The sequence below is a fragment of the Streptomyces sp. NPDC004667 genome, from assembly GCF_040609475.1.
In the GTDB taxonomy this organism is placed as follows: Bacteria; Actinomycetota; Actinomycetes; order Streptomycetales; family Streptomycetaceae; genus Streptomyces.
Window position 1 is genome coordinate 1 of sequence record NZ_JBEXKC010000028.1, and the last position, 17,366, is coordinate 17,366.

The 17,366-nt window shown below is 71.5% G+C and carries 19 protein-coding genes; 11 read left to right on the forward strand and 8 right to left on the reverse strand.

The genetic code is table 11. The features are described 5' to 3' along the window. Positions 1-143: 143 nt before the first annotated feature. The 7 genes from ABZW32_RS17710 (at position 144) to ABZW32_RS17740 (ending at position 5,402) form a co-directional block, all read left to right on the forward strand. Positions 144-347 (forward strand): hypothetical protein, encoded by a 204-nt coding sequence (locus ABZW32_RS17710; protein ID WP_356216796.1) that lies wholly within the window; start codon positions 144-146, stop codon positions 345-347. A 60-nt stretch (positions 348-407) separates the two neighbouring features. Beyond that, positions 408-620, forward strand: a complete 213-nt coding sequence (locus ABZW32_RS17715; protein WP_356216799.1) for a hypothetical protein — start codon at positions 408-410, stop codon at positions 618-620. Positions 621-804: 184 nt separating this feature from the next. Then, positions 805-1,089, forward strand: a complete 285-nt coding sequence (locus ABZW32_RS17720; protein WP_356216802.1) for a hypothetical protein — start codon at positions 805-807, stop codon at positions 1,087-1,089. 610 nt (positions 1,090-1,699) lie between these two features. Beyond that, positions 1,700-3,118, forward strand: a complete 1,419-nt coding sequence (locus ABZW32_RS17725; RefSeq protein ID WP_356216805.1) for a cellulase family glycosylhydrolase — start codon at positions 1,700-1,702, stop codon at positions 3,116-3,118. Positions 3,119-3,261: 143 nt separating this feature from the next. Next, complete coding sequence (locus tag ABZW32_RS17730) at positions 3,262-3,660, forward strand: hypothetical protein (protein ID WP_356216807.1); 399 nt, start codon at positions 3,262-3,264, stop codon at positions 3,658-3,660. Positions 3,661-3,823: 163 nt separating this feature from the next. Continuing rightward, a complete protein-coding gene (locus ABZW32_RS17735; RefSeq protein ID WP_356216810.1) occupies positions 3,824-4,438 on the forward strand; it encodes a YidB family protein in 615 nt (204 codons plus the stop codon). A gap of 43 nt (positions 4,439-4,481) precedes the next feature. Continuing rightward, entirely contained in the window at positions 4,482-5,402 is a 921-nt protein-coding gene (locus ABZW32_RS17740) for a flagellin (RefSeq protein ID WP_356216812.1), read from the forward strand. A 175-nt stretch (positions 5,403-5,577) separates the two neighbouring features. Here the strand turns inward: ABZW32_RS17740 and ABZW32_RS17745 are convergent, their stop codons facing one another. Continuing rightward, positions 5,578-6,702, reverse strand: coding sequence for an alpha/beta hydrolase (locus ABZW32_RS17745; RefSeq protein WP_356216815.1), 1,125 nt, complete (start codon positions 6,700-6,702; stop codon positions 5,578-5,580). A 275-nt stretch (positions 6,703-6,977) separates the two neighbouring features. Between ABZW32_RS17745 and ABZW32_RS17750 the strand changes: the two genes are divergently transcribed. Further along, positions 6,978-7,595, forward strand: coding sequence for a TetR-like C-terminal domain-containing protein (locus ABZW32_RS17750; RefSeq protein WP_356216818.1), 618 nt, complete (start codon positions 6,978-6,980; stop codon positions 7,593-7,595). A 185-nt stretch (positions 7,596-7,780) separates the two neighbouring features. Here ABZW32_RS17750 and ABZW32_RS17755 read toward each other — a convergent pair whose 3' ends face one another. After that, positions 7,781-8,596 carry a serine protease gene (locus ABZW32_RS17755; RefSeq protein ID WP_356216820.1) on the reverse strand — a complete coding sequence of 272 codons (816 nt, stop codon included), beginning with the start codon at positions 8,594-8,596 and terminating at the stop codon, positions 7,781-7,783. 463 nt (positions 8,597-9,059) lie between these two features. Beyond that, positions 9,060-9,638, reverse strand: coding sequence for a TetR/AcrR family transcriptional regulator (locus ABZW32_RS17760; protein WP_356216823.1), 579 nt, complete (start codon positions 9,636-9,638; stop codon positions 9,060-9,062). A 91-nt stretch (positions 9,639-9,729) separates the two neighbouring features. Here ABZW32_RS17760 and ABZW32_RS17765 point away from each other — a divergent pair, with 91 nt between their 5' ends. Next, entirely contained in the window at positions 9,730-10,176 is a 447-nt protein-coding gene (locus tag ABZW32_RS17765; RefSeq protein ID WP_356216826.1) for a DUF1772 domain-containing protein, read from the forward strand. Between the two features lie 57 nt (positions 10,177-10,233). Here the strand turns inward: ABZW32_RS17765 and ABZW32_RS17770 are convergent, their stop codons facing one another. The 5 genes from ABZW32_RS17770 to ABZW32_RS17790 all read right to left on the reverse strand — a co-directional run bounded on the left by ABZW32_RS17770 (position 10,234) and on the right by ABZW32_RS17790 (position 16,164). Beyond that, positions 10,234-11,142 carry a hypothetical protein gene (locus tag ABZW32_RS17770; protein WP_356216828.1) on the reverse strand — a complete coding sequence of 303 codons (909 nt, stop codon included), beginning with the start codon at positions 11,140-11,142 and terminating at the stop codon, positions 10,234-10,236. Positions 11,143-11,146: 4 nt separating this feature from the next. Further along, the gene (locus tag ABZW32_RS17775; RefSeq protein ID WP_356216831.1) at positions 11,147-11,518 is read right to left on the reverse strand and encodes a hypothetical protein; all 372 of its coding nucleotides are present in this window, start codon (positions 11,516-11,518) and stop codon (positions 11,147-11,149) included. 20 nt (positions 11,519-11,538) lie between these two features. After that, complete coding sequence (locus ABZW32_RS17780) at positions 11,539-14,580, reverse strand: CHAT domain-containing protein (protein WP_356216833.1); 3,042 nt, start codon at positions 14,578-14,580, stop codon at positions 11,539-11,541. A 248-nt stretch (positions 14,581-14,828) separates the two neighbouring features. Next, positions 14,829-15,206: a hypothetical protein gene (locus tag ABZW32_RS17785; protein ID WP_356216836.1), complete on the reverse strand. Its 378-nt coding sequence runs from the start codon at positions 15,204-15,206 to the stop codon at positions 14,829-14,831. A 31-nt stretch (positions 15,207-15,237) separates the two neighbouring features. Continuing rightward, positions 15,238-16,164, reverse strand: a complete 927-nt coding sequence (locus tag ABZW32_RS17790) for a tyrosine-type recombinase/integrase (protein WP_356216839.1) — start codon at positions 16,162-16,164, stop codon at positions 15,238-15,240. A 242-nt stretch (positions 16,165-16,406) separates the two neighbouring features. On the opposite strand from ABZW32_RS17790, the gene ABZW32_RS17795 reads away from it, so the two are divergent. After that, positions 16,407-16,994, forward strand: coding sequence for a hypothetical protein (locus ABZW32_RS17795; RefSeq protein WP_356216842.1), 588 nt, complete (start codon positions 16,407-16,409; stop codon positions 16,992-16,994). Beyond that, positions 16,991-17,335, forward strand: a complete 345-nt coding sequence (locus tag ABZW32_RS17800; RefSeq protein ID WP_356216845.1) for a hypothetical protein — start codon at positions 16,991-16,993, stop codon at positions 17,333-17,335. The genes ABZW32_RS17795 and ABZW32_RS17800 overlap by 4 nt, the downstream gene beginning before the upstream one ends. Positions 17,336-17,366: the final 31 nt, after the last annotated feature.

Sequence of the window (17,366 nt, forward strand, 5' to 3'; positions counted from 1 at the left end):
CGTGAGTCACGCGTCCCTGTCACCCCATAACGGGGTGTCTGGACGGAGGAGCCAACCCAGCCGCCAGTTGGGCGCTACCTCCAAGCCCGGTCCTTTAAGGCCGGGTCAAGTTGACATATCTGCGCATACCCAGGTCCGACTGGGTGGAGCGTGAGGATCCGCTCGCGGAGATCTTGAAGGTCCAGGACATGCTGCTGGCCGAGGGCCGCCTGGTCTGGGGCGCCCTCGTGCAGGCGAACAACGATCTGTTCGGGCGCGGCTGGGTCGACCTCCCGGCCGCCGTGATCTACAGCCCTGACACCGCGGTGTTCGACGACAGCCCGGACCTGCTCCTCGACATCGCGTGAAAGCTGTACCGGCTGAAGGGGACCCGGCAGCAGGATCCCGAACTCGCCGCGTTCTCGCGCATGCTCGCCAGCGAGATGGACCGGGAGATGCGGTTGGAGGTTCCCCGGCGACTGACGGGAAGTGCCGCCGTCTACTGCACCGACGTCATCGTCGCCCGCAGGCATCTTCCGGGCCGCGTACTGAAGGACTCGCTCTTCCCCCTGCTCATCGCTCCGGAGCGCACTGCGATGACGATGATGCTGCCGAGCCGCTTCTGGCCATCGCCGGCCTGACCCCGCCCCACCGGGGCGGGGCCGCTTCCGTTCGCCCGGCCCTCCCCGGTCACGGCGGCTGCCCGGTTCCGGATCACCGGTGCGCCTATCCGGGTCACTTCCGGACGTCCCCCGAGCGGGAGGCGCTCGGTGGGGGTAGGTCGTTCCGGGCAGGGTGACCCCGGGACGCATGAGGAGACCAGCTGTGTACGCAGTGATTCGGCGTTACGAAGGAGTGACCGACTCCGCCGAGGCGGGACGCCTGGTGGACGAGGGGTTCGTGCCCCTGCTCCGCCGGGTCCCCGGTTTCGTGGCGTACTACTGGGTGGATGCCGGGGACGGGGTGATGGTCTCCACCGGGATCTTCGCGGACCGGTCCGGGGCCGATGAATCGGTCAGGCAGGCGGCGGACTTCGTAAGGGACAACCTCGCACCGCTGCTCCCCAACCCCCCTCAGGTCACGGCCGGCCCGGTCGTGGCCGCCGGGTAGCGACCGGCGAAGCGTGCTCCGGCGGCGGTTCCACTCGCCGCCGGGCGGCCCTTGCCACAGTTCTATCCGGTCGTGAGGCAGGAAGACGCGGTCGAGTCAGGACGACGTCGCCGGCCCTGGGGCAGGCCCGGATCGCCGGGCCCCGGTCGGCGCAGACCGGATCGCCGGCGGGGCTGTACGTGAGACTGCCGGGCCGCAATGTCCTCGGTCTGCCCGGTCGGCCAACGGCCCGCCCGTTCCTGTCCTCGGTCGTCCTCGCGGTGAGCCGCGACGCGGGGGTGGAGCGCCGGCCGTGCCGCACGGGTGGCAGCCGTGCCGCACGGGCGCCGGCCGGATCCCGCGCCGCGTCGGCACCGGCGGCGGCGATACCCGGTCCCCGTCGAGCACCCCTTCGCGTACGTGCCGTCGTCGGAACTCCGGGGGGAGGCGGCGACCGCATGGGCGGCCGATCCCGGCGAGCCACTGATCGGGGCCACCGATCAGGGCCACCGATCGGGGCCACGGTTGCTTCAACTCCCCTGAACCACTGTGAAGTTGGCCCACTCGCCAGTAACATCCGACCGGCCAGTAACCCGCCGGCCCAGCAGCCCCCCGCGAAAGGGTCTCCTGCATGCGCTTGACCTCCCGCGTCGTCCCCGCCGCCCTCGCCGTGGCCGCCCTCCTGCTCGGCGTCCTGCCCACACAGGCCCAGGCCCGTCCCGACCGCGCCCCCGACCGGGTCACGGTCGGCGACCGGACCTTCATCGCCGACGGCCAGGGCCGCGCGCTGCAGTGGCGCGGCTTCAACCTCGCCGACAAGAACAGCCGGGGCGCCGACGCGTTCGCCGACATACACGAGAGCGACCTCAAGGACATGGCCTCCCGGGGCTTCAACCTCGCGCGCCTCGCCTTCTTCTGGGACGACCTCGAACCCACCCCCGGGCACTACGACCGCGGCTACCTCGCCAAGATGCGCCGCATCCTCGACTGGGCCGACCGCTACCACGTCAAGGTCGTCCTCGACGCCCACCAGGACATATACGGACCCCACTTCGGCGCCCGCGGCATCCCCGACTGGGCCACCCGTGACGAGGGGCTGCCCTTCACGCCCATACCCGAGGACTGGTTCTCCGAGTACTTCGAGCCGTCCGTACAGACCGCATTCGACCACCTGTACAAGGACGCCGACCTGCGCGCCGCGCACGCCCGCATGTGGATGACGGTCGCCTCCGCCCTGGGCAGGCACCCGGCGCTGCTCGGCTACGACCTCATGAACGAGCCGTTCGCGAAGTTCCTCGAAGGCGAGGACCTCCCCGCCGCCGCGACCCGCTTCGAGGCCGGCGAGCTCACCGAGCTGTGGAACCGTCTCGCCCGGGCAATCCGCCTGGTCGACCAGAAGTCGTGGGTGTTCGTCGAACCGACCGTCATCGTCGGGCTCGGCGTCCCGACCCGGATGGGCCGCATCGACGACCCGCACGCCGGCTACGCGCCGCACTTCTACGAGACCGCGATGGAAACCGGCGCCGACTACGACCCCAACGGCACCTTCATCCCCGCCTACGAGGCCGCGATCAGCGACTACCCGACCCGTAACCGCATGCCGGTGATCGTGGGGGAATGGGGCGGCAACCCGTACGTTCCGCACGCGAGCCAGTTCGTCACCGACATGACGGCCTCCCTGGACCGCTTCTCCAGTGGCTGGACGTGGTGGCAGTGGTGCCGGGGCGGCGGCTACTGCTTCCTCGACCAGACGGGCGCGGTGAAGCCCAACGCCCGGCTGCTCGTCCAGCCGTACGCGCGAGCCGTCGCGGGCGACCCGCTCCGGTTCGCGTACGACCCGGCCACGCGCACCTACACGCTCACCTTCCGCACCCGCGACAACGCGGAGGGACCCACCCAGATCACCGTGCCCAGGGACACCTACCCGGGCGGCTACCGCGTCGACGTCCAAGGCGGAAAGGCCAGTTGGGACGACCACGGCCAGACCGTCTCGGTGAGCACGCGCGGCAGGGCCGGTGCCACCTACCGGGTCACGATCAGCCCGAGGTAGCCGACCCGGTCCGCTCGGCGGGGCCACGTCCTCACCGGCCGCGGATCCTGGCCGGTTTGCGGCCTGGACTGCACGCGCCGGGTGAGGTTCGCTCGTACACCGACCGGCCCCACCGGGGGGCCGGGAGGAAACGGGGAAACGTCATGGCCCGTTCGATCAAGGCTCTCGCCGCGCTCGTCATGGCCGGGGCATCCATCCTGTGTGCGACCTCGCAGGCCTCCGCCGACCCGAACCCCAACCACACCGGCTCCACCCCGCAGTGGATCCGGCTGAGCACCAGCCACTACGTGGGCGTCTACACCGCCCCCGACGCGGGATCCGGCAAGTACAACAACATCACCCTCGCGCCGGGCAGCGACTGGGTCTTCGCGGACTGCTGGGTGGCCGGCGGGTCCGTCGGCAGCGACGGCAACGTCTGGTATCGCACCGAGACCGTATGGCAGAACAACCGGTCGGTCGCTGTGGGGGTGAGCTGGACGTTCGGACCGTACGTGGACGGCGCGGCGCAGTTCCACAACGTGCCCGGCCTCCCCCACTGCTGAACCAGCCGGTGGACACACGGCGGCCCGCGCACCGTTCCCGGTGCGCGGGCCGCTCCTCGCTCGCGGCAGCCGGACCAGCGCCATGGCCGAATTACGCTCTGTCATTGAATGATCGCCTTCGGTAGCGTTCTGGGACTGGCAAGATCACTACTGAGGGAGTCCGATGAGCGAGACCACGGTGGCCCCTGTGCTGGGACAGCTGCTGACGGCCCTGTCGGCCGGGCCCGGTACGGCAGCCAAGTTCGAGTCCTGGACAAGCCAAGGCGCCAACGAGCCGCTGACCGGGGAGGAAGTGGCCGCTGCCGCTCCCGCCGGCATGCTCGAGCAGCTGGCCGAGCTGGCGCAGGTGAGTGAAGCGGAAGCCGCGGCTTCGCTGGCCGAGGAGATCCCCGCTCTGGTGGACGCGATTCCGGCCGAGACCATCGAGGTGTTCCGGGCGGCTTCGAAGATCGCGGCCCTGACGCCCGAGGAGGAAGCGGCTGCCGAACAGATCGTGGCCGAGACCCGGACTCTCGCGGCCGCCCTGCCGCAGAGCGGTTCCTGGCTCGGTTCCGGCCCCAACGAGCCCCTCACCGAGGAGCAGGTGGTCCAGGCCCTGGGCGAGGACAAGATCGCCGAAGCCGCCGCGGCGCGGGGCCAGGACAGGGCCGAGGTTCTCGCGGAGCTGACGCGGACCCTGCCCGTGTTCATCGACGCGATCTCCCCGTACGGCTGGGTCGATGTCGATGTCCTGCGGTTCGTCCTGGCCCAGGATGACGTGAACGTGACGTCCGCGTAGCTCTTCCCGACACCCCTACCGACCACCGACTGGGAATGATCACATGCTGACGCTCAACACCAACATCATGTCGCTCACCACGCAGAACTACCTCAACATCACCGGCTCCACCATGGGAGTCGCGGCCGAGCGGCTCGCCTCCGGCAAGCGCATCAACTCCTCGAAGGACGATGCCGCGGGCCTGGCCATCTCCGACCGGATGACCACCCAGATCAACGGATCCGTCCAGGCGCCGCGCAACAGCAACGACGCCATCTCCCTCGCACAGACCACCGAGGGCGCGCTGAAGGAGGTCACCAACAACCTCCAGCGCATCCGCATGCTGACCGTCCAGGCGGCCAACGGTATTTACGCCGTCACCGACCGCCGCGCAATCCAGCAAGAGGTCGCCCAGCGGCTGGAGGCCATCGACACGATCTCGCAGCAGACCCAGTTCAACGGGATCAAGGTGCTGGCGAAGGACACCAGCATGAACTTCCAGACCGGCGCCAACGATGGCGACATCATCGCCGTCGCCATGAAGATGCTGAACGTCAACACGCTCGGCCTGGAGTCCTACGACGTCTCCAAGACGCTCGCCTTCACCGACGAAGCCGACCCCACGAAGATCACCTACATCGGCCCGGACGGCCAGCCCGCCACGATCGGGAAAACCGACGCGACCGCGGCAGGCACCTTCCTCATCGACCCGTTGTCCCAGATCGACTCCGCGCTCGTGGAGGTCACCAGCCTGCGTTCGGTCCTCGGCGCCGTCCAGAACCGCTTCGAGTCCAACATCCGCACCCAGGACACCGGCGTGGTCAACCTCAGCGCCGCCCGCGAGCGCATCGAGGCCACCGACTACGCCCTCGAGACCGCGAACCACACCCAGGCCAGCATCCTCCAGCAGGCCGGAATCTCCGTCCTCGCCCAGGTCAACGCCCAGCCCAAGAACATCCTCCCCCTGCTCCAGCAGCTCGGCTGACTCCACCAGACCCTCACACGTACCCGTCAAGCACCCGAGACCGAGCCCCCGGGGCATCAGCGGTCCCGTCCGATGTCCGGATGGCGGGCCACCGGCCCCGGCACGATGCCGGGGCCGTCTTCCTCGTGATCCCAAAGGCGCACCGACCTCGCCCTGGACCTCTTCTGCGAACTCCTCACTCGTGGTCGCGCAGGAAGGCCGGGATCTCGTCGCTGGTCGGGTGGTTCGGCAGGGGTGCCGGCTCGTCCTGGAGGAACGCGGTGATGACGGCGGCGGCTCGGTCGTCGTTGTCGTCGAGGCCGTTCCACATGTGGTGTCCGACTCCGGGCATGTACTGCGTGCGCTGGATGGCGGGGTCATGGGCAAGGACGGCCGTGGCCCACTGACGGACCTGGGAGGAGCACTCGGCGATCATCAGCATCGCGGGGGTCCGGGACCGCCTCAACTGCGGTTCGATGGAGGGCGAGTCCTTGACCGTCTGCTGGACGCGGAGGCTGGCGGCGGGGCTGAAGGAGAAGTTCTGTGCGGTGTCCTCGGCGGGGATGCGCTGCGCGTCGCGCGCGCAGTAGGCGGATGCGGTGTCGCTGCCGAGGTCTGCGGCGGTGAAGGCGTTGTCGCCTTCGGCCTGGCCGATGAGTCCGGTGTCGGGTGTGAGGAGTCCGAGTCGCATGAGGCCGAATGCCACGGCGTACCGGAGGACGTGCGTCGATCGCGGTCCGGCCACGGGCGGCGCGAGGTCCCGTGCGGATTCGCGGCCCTTGTGCCCGGTGACGTGTGCGGTGGGGCCGTCCATGGGGCCCGGTTCGGCGATGATCGCCCGGTGCAGGCGTGCGGCCATGCTCGGGTCGGCCAGGGCTCGGGTGAGCACCGCCCCGCCCGAGGAGAATCCGAGGACGTCGACCTCGCCCCTGTTCAGGTGGTCGACGAAGGCGCCGAGGTCGCGGACCGACCTGGAGATCGTGTACTGGCCGATGGGGAGCAGGTCGCTTCGTCCGCCGCCGGCCTGTTCGTAGGCGTAGACGTCGTAGCCCTGGCGTGCCAGGAGTTGCAGGAACCGGTGGTCGAGCACCGAGATGCCTCGGACCGGTCCGCCGTTGAGGTACACGAGCGGAACGGGACGCCGGGTACCGGAATTGGCGGGCGGGTAGTGGTACACCGCGACCCGGCTGCCCGTGCTCAGGCTCCAGTGCTGCGCGGTCACGAACGGCAGGGCCGGCGGGTACCGCCGGGCAGTCGGCGCGGTCGGGATGCAGACCGCCGCCGTCAACGCCGCCGCGACCACCACCGGCAGGAACGGCACGAACCGCGCCGGCCGAGTGCGGTGCCGACCCAGCCACATCGCAAGGGCAGTTCCGGCTCCGAGGGTGGTCAACCACGCGGCGAGCCCCGAGCCCGCACCGTTCGTGAGGGCGATCAGTGCGACAAAGACGCCGCACAGCAACACGACCACGGCCAGGGCCAGCAGTAACCGACCGGTGAACCGGACAAGACGTATGGCGGACGGGGACACGGCGTACCTCCAGTTTCAGAACGTCGTTTCAAAACGACGTTATCAAAGAAGGTAGGATCCTGATCGTGGGTAGGCCAAGAACGAACGACGAGGCCGTCAAAGAGCGGCTCGTGGTGTGCGCGACCGAGATGCTCGCCACCCGTCCGCGGGAGTCGCTCACGGTCCGCGCTGTGGCCGCTGCCGCCGAGGCGTCGACGACGGCGGTGTACTCGTTGTTCGGCGGCAAGGACGGGCTGATCGGCTCGGTGCGCGACAGGGCCGTCGCCGGCCTGTTCCAGGACCTGTCGGCGGTCCAGACCTCTGCGGACCCTCTCGCCGACCTCTACGCGCTGGCCGTCGCCTACCGCCGCTGGGGGCGCGGACACCGCCACCTGTACTTGGTGCTGTTCGGTGGTGTGCAGTCCTTCGACCCGTCGGGGGAGGTCGGTGGCGGCGATCCGGTCCGTCCGCTCCTCGCGGCGATCGATCGCGCGTTGGAGGAGTCCGTCCTCGTCGGCGAGACAACGTCGATCGCCCTGTCGATCTGGGCCACCCTGCACGGGCTCGTGATGCTCGAACTGGCCGGTGCCCTCGACGCCGCCACGGCCGAGGCGGCATTCCGGTCGGCGGTTCACGCCACGCTGCGCGGATGGACGACCCCCGCGGCGTTCCGCAGTCTTCGCGAAGCCGAACTCGCCCCGTGAGAGGACGTTCCGAGCCGGTATGACCGTCTCGTAGTCAGCCGGGAGGTCCCCGTGCCGTAGCCCCGGACGCTGCGGGCCTCGCCGACGCCCGGCCCCGTCGAGGGGGCGAGCGCTTCCGGCCGACGTCGGGCTGGTCCGAATCCTCTTGGACGGCACGGGGACCGGCTTGCAGCCGCCGTCCGAGGTCAGGTGCTGTGCCTGATGGCCGTACGGATCCAGTCCGCGTAGGCGGGCACGTTGGTGTAGAGGCCCGGCCCGGCCGAGCAGGCGAACCCGGGGGCGCCGGGACCCGAGGTGGCTCCGATGAGCTCCCACCGCCCGTGCCGGCCCTTCTGGAGCTGCGGCCCGCCGGAGTCCCCGAAGCACGCCATGGCCCCGGGCGCACGGCTGATCGTGCACAACCGGGTCCGGTCCGCATAGCCGGGGGCGCACTCCGCATCGGCGCCCCTGCGCGTATCGAGCTCCTGCATCCGCTCCGCGAACTTCAGCTCGGTGTCGACGGTCGTGCCGAATCCCAGGATCCGGGTCGGGGTGCCGGGCCGCCCGGCCCGCTCCGCGATGTGGACCGGCTTCTCGGTGACCGGGCGGTCGAGGCGGACCAGCGCGAGGTCGTCCTTGTTGGCCGCCTTTCCGTCACCGTTGACGTAGCCGGGGTGGACGACGATCCGCGCGATGGCCCGGACGGTTCCCCCGGACTTCCGCTCCTGGCTGCCGATCCGGACGGTGCCGTCCAGCTCAAGGCCGTCGCCCTCCACGCAGTGGGCCGCCGTCAGCACCCACTGCGGATCGATCAGCGACGCCCCGCAGGAACCGTCGTAGAGCCCGTGCTTCGGGGCCGACTCCGGGATCGTCGCCATGAACGGGTAGCGCTCCGTGGAATCGGTCCCGCCCACGATCGCTCCGGCGCTGCCGGACATCAGGGTGGCGCACGTCGCGACCGCGAGAGCGCCGACGGCGGTGGTGCGCGCCGCCCGGCGGCGAGCTGACTTCGAGCCGAACACTGGGGGCTCCTTTCCTCGTGGAACAGGGTGTGTCCGTCCACCCTCCTTCGTTCAAGATCCACCGGACCATCCGGCTGGCGGGCCCGCGTGCGGTAGGGGTACCCCCACCCTTCGGCCGATCCCGCGGCGGTCGCCGGAATACCCCGACCCGTCGGCGGTTCGCCTGCATCGGGTGCGGGCATTCGACGTACGCGAAGACCTCCGAGCGGGGCCTGCGGTTCTTCGCGCACGCGCCGCACGCCCCGGACTGCGGGATCGCCCGCCAGGGGCATCCGAGGCCCACCACCTCCTCAAACTGGAGCTGGCCGACGCGGCCCGGGAGGCCGGAGCCCACGCCAAGTTGGAGGTCCGGTGCGCCGGCCGGGGGGGCGTTCCCGGCGGACGCAGCTCCGGCGGACACGGCTGTGGCGCCCGCGCCGCCACTCCGCCGCGTGAGCGGGAGCGGGACCGGCCGGACGGTGCGTCAGAGCATGGCGAGCCGGTCCACCAGCAGTTCCACCCTCCGCTCGGCGTCACCCGACGGCAGCCGTCCCGCGCGGGTCAGGGTCGCCAGCCCGTGCAGGGCCGCCCAGAACACCTCGGTGAACAACGCCGGGTGGACGCCGTCCCCGGCGACCTCGACGAGGCTCTCCAGCAGGGCGGCGAAGGCGTCCTTCAGGGGCTCCGGGGTGTCCTCCCGCGCGAACGCCAGGCCGCCGTCGAGCCGGAACATGGCGTCGTAGACCGCCGGGTTCCGTTCGGCGAAGCCGAGGTAGGCGCGGGCGAGGGAGGCGACCCGGGCGCGCGGGCCGTCCGCGGCGGAGGCCGACGCCCGCAGCGCCGCGGCCATCTCGGCCGCGCCTTCGAGGGCGACGGCGCCGATGATCTCGCGCTTGCCGCGGAAGTGGCTGTAGAGGACGGGCTGGCTGTACTCGATGCGCTCGGCGAGACGGCGGGTGGTGACCGCGTCCCAGCCCTGCTGCTCGGCGAGTTCGCGGGCCGTCGCCAAGATGAGGCGCTCGCGGCCCGCCCGCTCGCGCTCCTTGCGTTCCTGTACCGACATGATTCGATCCTAGCACCGCTAGACATTCGAGCGGCAGCAGTACTAGCGTTGCCTCATCATCTAGCGGCGCTAGATCCCAGGAGGGGTCATCATGCTCCATGCACTTGAGGTCTTCACCACCGTGGCCGTCGGCGTGATGGTGGGAGTGGAGTTCTCCGTCGCCTTCTTCGTCAACCCGATCCTCGACGGCCTCCCCGGAGACAACGGCCTGCGCGGCCGCACCCACGGGGCCCGGCTGCTCGGCGCCGTGATGCCGTTCTGGTACATCGGCTCGCTCGTCCTCGCCGCGGTCTGGGCCGTCGCCGGACGCAACCACCACGGCGCCGGCCTCGTCGTCACCGCCGCCGCGTTGCTGATCCTCAGCGTGGTCATGTCGATCCTGCTGCTGGTCCCGATCAACAACCGGGTCAAGACGTGGACCGCCGACGGCCTGCCGGCCGACTGGAAGCAGCAGATGAACCGCTGGGACCGCTTCCACTACGTCCGGGTCGCCGTCATCATCGCCGCCTTCGCCCTGCTGGTCACCGCCCTCGGCTGAGCCCGCGGGCCGGCCGGCATCCGCAGACGCGGCGGCAGGCTCGGCAGGCTCGGCAGGCTATGCGCCCTTGCGGAAGAGGCGGTTGAGGAGGAGGCCCACGCGGGGATCCCAGGTGGGACCCGGGGGCACGGCGATGCCCACCTCCTCGGCCAGTCTCCGCAGGTGGACGTCGACCGCGGCCTCCGCCAGCCCGGCGTGCGCCGCGGCCGCCCGGCGGCCGCGCCGCCAGGCGACGAGCCCGGCGGCGGCGCCTCCCACGGCGGCCGGCCACCAGAAGCAGCCGAGCACCAGGTAGCAGCAGGCCCACACCGATCCGGCCACCTCGGCATCGAACCGGGCCCTCGTGGTCCGCAGCTCCGCCCTGACCTCCTCCGGCAGCACCAGCCACAGCCCGGGCCAGCAGGCGGCCAGGTCGATGCCGTACTGGCCCCGCAGGCGGCCCTCCACCCCGGCGAACCGGTCACCGGTGTACGTGGGCCGGGCCGGTGAGGAGAGCCCCATCCGGTCACGGCGGGCGGTGAGGTCCGTGATCTGCCGCAGGTGCGCGTCGTCGCGGTCGTACGGTGGGTTGTCGCGGCGGATCCCGTCGATCTGCCGCTGCAGGTCTCCCCAGACCCCGGCCCGACGTGCGGTCACCCGCCGGGCCAGCCGGCGGGCCGGTCGTGGCCAGTCCCCCGTCCAGACCCGTGCGGCGCCCTCGCCGCACACGCGGACGAACATCCCCATGGCCACGGCCACGAGGAGGGCCACCGCCACGGCCGTGACCTGACCCACGACCGGCCGGTGCGCCACCGTCTCGGCCCAGTGCCGGGCCTTCTCGATCAGGAGACCCGCGTCGAGGGCATGGTCCTGGCCGAGTACGGCGGCGCAGGCGCTCGCCCCGACGAAGAGCAGCCCGGGCAGCGCCAGGGCGGAGACCCACTTCTCTGCCAGTTTCTCGCCGAGCTGGTCCAGGACGGGGGTCACCGGCTCACGCCTCCAGAACGCGCAGCGGCAGGTCCCGCAGCCGGCAGCGCCCGCCGGCCGGCAGCGCACCGCCCGGCTGCCGGACCTCCTTCAGGCCGCACCAGCCGTCGGGGCACGCGTACACCTCACCGGCGGGGTGCGGGGCCAGTCCGGGAACGTCGCCCTCGCCCTCCCCGCGTGTCGTACCCGTGGCGCCGGTCAGCACGTGCTCCGGGATGCCCAGTCCGTCGATCGCCTGCCGTACGGTCGTCGTACCGGCGCGGACGGCCCGCGCGGCGGAGTGGAGTTCCTCGCCCCGGCCCTCGGACGCCATGACGTCCTCCAGCCATGACATCGCCGCGCAGAAAGCCGGGCGCAGCGAACGGTCTTCCTCCATGGTCCTTCCCCCGTTCGTCGTCATGGTCCGCTGTGGATGACCGAAGCCCAGAACAGCGGGTCGTCGTAGTGACCGTGGGCGCGCAGCGCGGCGACCGCCCGGTGCAGGGCGTACGCCGGGCCGGGGCCGTCCGGTGCCCCGAGGTTCCGGTAGACCTCGCGGGCCAGGAGCGGCCCCATGTCGTCCTGGACCGTCCACAGGCTTCCGATCACGTGCCGGTAGCCGCACAGCTGGAACGCGGATGCCACGGAGATGACCTCGTCGGCCAGCTCCTCCCCGGCGGCCGCGCTGTGGCAGGCGGACAGGTAGGCGAACTCCGCGTCCGGCAGCCGCTCGGTGGCCAGTTCGCGCAGGGTCAGCTCGCCGCCGGACAGCAGGAGTCGGCTGCGGGAGGGGTCGCCCGGGTCCCGTACGCCGTGACAGGCCAGGTGGGCGTGGGTGTGCGTGCGCAGGGCGGCGAGCACGGCGTCGGGTGTGGCCTCGGTGTCCCGCAGCTGCTGTCGGCGCCCCGGCATCGCGCCCACCGCCGTCAGCTCGTCGTCCAGGGCCGCCAGATGCGGGTACGCCTGACCGGCGGCGTCGACGGCGACGGTCAGGAGCGAGGCCCGGTCGGGGCCCGGGGCCGGCCGGGAGCGCGCGTGCAGCAGGGAGCCGAGGGTCGGGACGTACGAGGAGACCACCCGGTCCTGGACGTACACGTCGGCGCGGTCGGCGCGGTCGGCGTGGTCGCCGTGGTTCAGGAGGGCCGCGTGCAGCGGCAGCAGGGACAGCGCTCCCGTCGGGCACCACCACAGCCGTGGCAGGGGCTCGCCGGGGAGCGGGTTCCGGCTGAGGCCCAGGCGGTCGAGGACGGGGCCGGCGATGTGTGCGCCCAGCCACCGCAGGGTGTCCTTCATGGCGCGGTCCTGCCGGTACCGCTCCGGGCCGGGGGTCGCCCGGTCGACGAGCGCCGCGACGGCGGTGCGGAAGGTCTCGGCACGGGCGGTGACGTCGTCCGCCGTGACCCGCAGTGGCAGATGCTCCAGGGTCCCCGGGCCGTCGGCGGAGGGAGTCAGCAGCAGGGCGAAGCAGGCCTGCGGCGACACGCTGATCACGACGACCGGCCCCTGCGCCGCCGCCTCGCGCAACTTCTCCCAGGTGGGCGGGCGTTGAAAATCCTCGAAGCCGGTCAGCGCCCGGATCTCCGCCACCAGGGAGTCGAAGTCGCCCGCCGACTGCCGGCGCTGCTGCGGGCTGCGGTGTGATGCCACCAGCTCGGCGCAGACCCGTTCGAAGCGGCCGGCGAGCCCGGGGGCCGCGACCGTGAGCTCGTCGTGCCGGCCGCGCAGTTCCAGTGCCTGGGCCAGCAGGACGCCGCGCCCCTGTTCCAGCCGGACGAGCGCCTCCCGCACCTCTTGGGCCCTGATCGACACGGTCGCGGCGACGGTGGCGAGGTAAGGCAGCTCGCGCAACCGTGCCTCCTGCGACTCACGGCCGAGCGCACGGCCCGTCAGCTTGGGCACGAGATCGCTCAGCGCCAGGTCGAAGGCGGTGCGGGACCGTTCCAGGTCGCCCAGTTCGGCGGCTCCCGCGCCCCACATGGCGGCGCAGTGCAGCCGACTGCGGATGTCCTGGGCGGGTGCCAGGGCGGTGGCCTCGTACTGGTCGACCGCGTCGGCGAGGTCCTCGACGCCGCCCAGCATCCGGGCCCGCGCCTGCAGGACGTGTCCCAGTTCCAGCCGGGCCATCAGCTGGTGGGGGCCGGCGTCCGACGGCTCCCCGGCGAGCGGCCGCAGGAGCCTCTCGGCCGCGTGGAGGTCGTCGGGCTCCTCGGCGTGCGTCCCTCGCTCGAGCAGGGCCACGGCGAGTTTGATCGCCATGACGGGGTGGTCGGGTTGGGACGGCGGCGTCGCCGACACCGCGAACGTCAGATCGTCGATGGCCTGTGTGATGTCGGCGAGGTCGTGGTGGCTACGGAAGCGTGCGGTGAGGACGGCGGCCCGGTTGGTGAGCCGCTGGGCGTGGTGGGGGGAGGCTGCCGCCCGTGCGACGGCCGGATGGTGGACGGCTGCCGCAGCGGCTTCGAGGTCGGCCGCCCGTTCGAAGGTGTGGTAGCGGTCCAGACGGGCCAGGCCCAGGAAGGAGGACGTCGCGGCGAGCGTCTCGTCGTCCAACGCCGTGTTCGGAAGGACGGTTTCGAGGACGGAGATCGACGCGTCGAGATCGGCGATCTCACCGGTGAGCTCGAAGCGCATCCTCAGCGCCTGCCCCAGTTCGGCGCGGCGTCGGCTGCGGTGCGGCTCTTCGATCCGCGGCGCTTCGACGGCCGCGCGCAGCATCTCGACGGCCCGGTCGAGCCGCTCCCGGCCACCGTCCCGCATGTATGCGGTCAGCTCGGCTTCCGGGCTGTCGTCGGGATGCACGGTCGGGGGCTCTTCGGCCAGCGCCCGCCTCAGTCCGGCCAGCATCCCGGCGCGGGCGGGGTCGCCGTCGGGCAGGAAGGCGAGGGCCCGGCGCATGTGGTCGATGCCCGCCCGCCGGTACTTGTGGGGCTCGCCCGCGACACCGGCCATCGCCAGTACGGCCGATCCCAGGTTGAACGTGATGTAGGGCTCGGACTGCGTGCCCTCGGCCCTCTCCCGCGCCCAGAGGAGGCACACGGTGGACGCGGTGATGCCTTCCTCGTGGCCCTCCTCCACGCTGGCGAGGAACAGGGCGACGCCCACGGCGTGCACGATCTCGTACACGGGGGCCACTCCCCGCGGATCCCCCTCGTGCAGGTCGCGCAGGTGCTCGGGCACGAGCTCGGGCCGCACCGCGTGCACGACATCGAAGAGGAACCGGGTGGCGTTCACGCTCCACTCGCGCATTTCCTCGGGCAGGTGGCGGCACCGGGCGAGGTAGTAGCAGGCGGCCAGGTAGACCTCGTCGAAAGCGAGGTCCCCGGCCGCGCCCGTCTGTTCCGGCGTCAGCCGGTCGCGCACGTCGTAGAGCGTCATGGCGACGTTGTAGTGCGTCCGGCCGGCCAGCACGCTGTCGCGCGCGTCGGCCGACCACGGCGCGGGTCCCTGCGGATCCGCCATCGCCTGACGGACGCGAGCACGCAGATTTGGATGTAATCCGGCCATTGCCGTTCCCCCGATCACCCGAAAACCCGCCCGCATCGGCTCCTGCGGTGACGGCAAACGCTAGCGAGCGGGGGTCGGGGGAGGGACGCGAATCCTGAAACATCCGCCTGCGAACGGTCTTTCGAGGGGCCCGGTCGGCGGGGCGGGCGGCACCGGTCGCTCCGGTGCGGGCCTCGTCCGCCCGGGACCGGGCAGCCGCCCCGTCACCGGACTTCTCGGCGGCGCTTCATGTACGAGAAGGTCACGGCCGCCAGCAGCGCGGGTATGGCGGCGAGCGGGGCGAAGAGGAAGGCCCAGACGACCTGGGCCGGACCGTTCGACAGGTACGTGTGGCTCTCGACGGTCAGGGCGACCACGACCTGCCACAGTGCCACCGCGACCAGGACGGCCGCGGCCGTGCAGGCCGTCGCGGCAAGGGTCCGGGAGCGCAGCAGCCGCTGGCGCCCGCTCACGAGCAGGAGCGGGAAGAGGGCGGCCAGTTCGGCGAGGACGGACAGGCCGCCGACGTACGCGATGCCCCACCCCGGGATGGCGTAGACATCCCGCAGGACCTCGTCGCTGTAGCCGACGATCGCGGCCACGTCGCCGGTCCCGGTCCGACATCGGCACTCCTCACGCCCGGTTCCCGCCGGGCGGCCGGGTCGCGTTCCGCGATGTGCCGGGCGGGGTGCCGTCCTGCGCGTCGTGGGTGGGGACGGCGTGGCGGAGCCGGTGGAGCGTCCAGCCCTCCAGGCCGGCGAAGTCTTCGGGGCCCGCGAGGGGGTTGGCCAGCAGCCGCGTGCTCTCCTCGAAGATCTGTTCCGCCCGGCGGTAGGACAGCCTGGCGCGGCCGGTCGTCGGGCAGGTGTCCGGGACCGGGGTGCGGGCGGGGGCCTTGCGGTCGGTGAGGAAGAGCGGGCCGTGGGCGCGGCCGGCGACGAGCCGGGGCAGGAGCCGGGCGGTGCCGGACCGCCAGTGGATCCACTCGGGGGTGCCGCCCTCGGAGACGACCCGGCCGCGCTTGTCGGCGGGCGACAGCTGCTCGACGTTCAGGCGCAGGATCTCCTCGGCCCGTGCGGCGCTCTCGTAGAGGAGCAGCCAGAACGTCTTCTCCCGTAAGGACGCCTCCAGCGCCCACAGGGCGGCGATCTGAGGCTTCGTCAGCCCCTTCTCGCGCGGCGGCACCGGGCGACGTTCGACCCCGATCGTCGGGTCTGCCTCGATCCACCCCTGGGCCTGCCACCAGCCGATCGCCTTGCGCGCGATGGACACTTCGCGGTTGACGGTGTCGGCGTCCATCTCGTCCGCCCGCGCCGCCGCGAGTTCGGCGAGTACGGGCGGCAGCCCGGGGTCGTCGATCGCCGCGAGGCCGAAGGGCGGGGGCGTCGCACGGCGGCGGGCCGGCCCGGTCGGGGCTCGTTCGCCGCGCAGCATCCAGCCCCAGGTGGTGAGCGAGATCCGGTAGATCCGTACGGAGGAATCCGCGATGCCCGCACCGGTGAGGTAGCGCTCGACTGCCGCGGCGTACGTCTGCGGCACGGCCGCTCGTTCGATGGCCACCCGTCCGCCCCTTCCGGTCCTCTCCCAGTGAATGTGCACACCTGGCCCCGGGCGAGAATATCGGCACTGCCGCAGTAAATCCGGCGTTTACTGCGACAGCCACTGAATACTCACACCAAGTCCGGCTTTCCTTGGCGCACTTGACTGGATATCGATCTTAAAGGTGCGCTACTTTCTAAAGGCCCTTTAGTTCAGGGGTTGACCAGTTGACCAGTCGTCCCGGATACGGGGAGGAAAAAGTGGTGGAGCTCGGGATCCTGGCGGCGGCAGCGGTCGGCATCGCGGGGGACTTCCTGTCCGGAGTCCTCCAGAACATGGCCGCCGGTTCCGTCACCGACCTGGTGAGGCAGCGCCTGCGGTCCACGGCGGACGGCGCGAGGGTGCTGGAGCGGTTCGAAGGGACTCCGCAGGATTCAGGGCGCCGGATGGAGGCCGCGGGCCTGCTCGCCACCTCCGCTCGGAGCGACGCCTCGTTCGCGCGGGAACTGGAGGACGCGGTGAAGCTCCACCAGCACAACACCCACCAGGGCACCGCCACCTCCGGCTCGTCGCACCACCAGGTCAACATCAACGGTGGTGGCGTCAGCGGGAAGAACGCCCAGGTCGCAGGCGGCAACATCGACAGCAGAGGAAACGCACCACCCGCATCGGTTTCGGCGCCCTCGCCGTCCTGGCCGTCGTGCTCGGTGGCTACGGCGTCACGCAGTGGGTCGGCGGGGATGACGGCGCCGGCCCGGGGCAGGTCGATGCGCGTGGTGGCGGCGGAGGCGGTCGGATCTCCACGCGCAGCGTGGCGTCCATCGGCGCGGACCCGGGGGAAGACGGCGTGAGGGAGACCTGGGACGCGTTCGGCGCTGCGATGAAGGACCGGGACTTCGCTCGCATGTGCGCTTTGTACACCCCGGAGGCGCGGCAGACCCTGGAACAGGCGAACGGGGACTGCGCCACGTACATGGAGACGGCCTCACAGAGCTCCGACGCGGACTTCCTGACGGACAGCGGCCGCAGGATGCTGGTGAAGAAGGTGCAAGTCAAAGGAAAGGCGGCACAATTGACCCTGAATCCGCAGGGAAAGCCCGAGGACGTCAGCCATACCTTCATGGATCGGTTCGTGGACCGCTGGCGGATCTCCGCCAAGGACCACCGCGCAGAATTCCCCGACGAGGGATGACGTAGCGTACTCCCCGAGGTCGGGGCGCGAG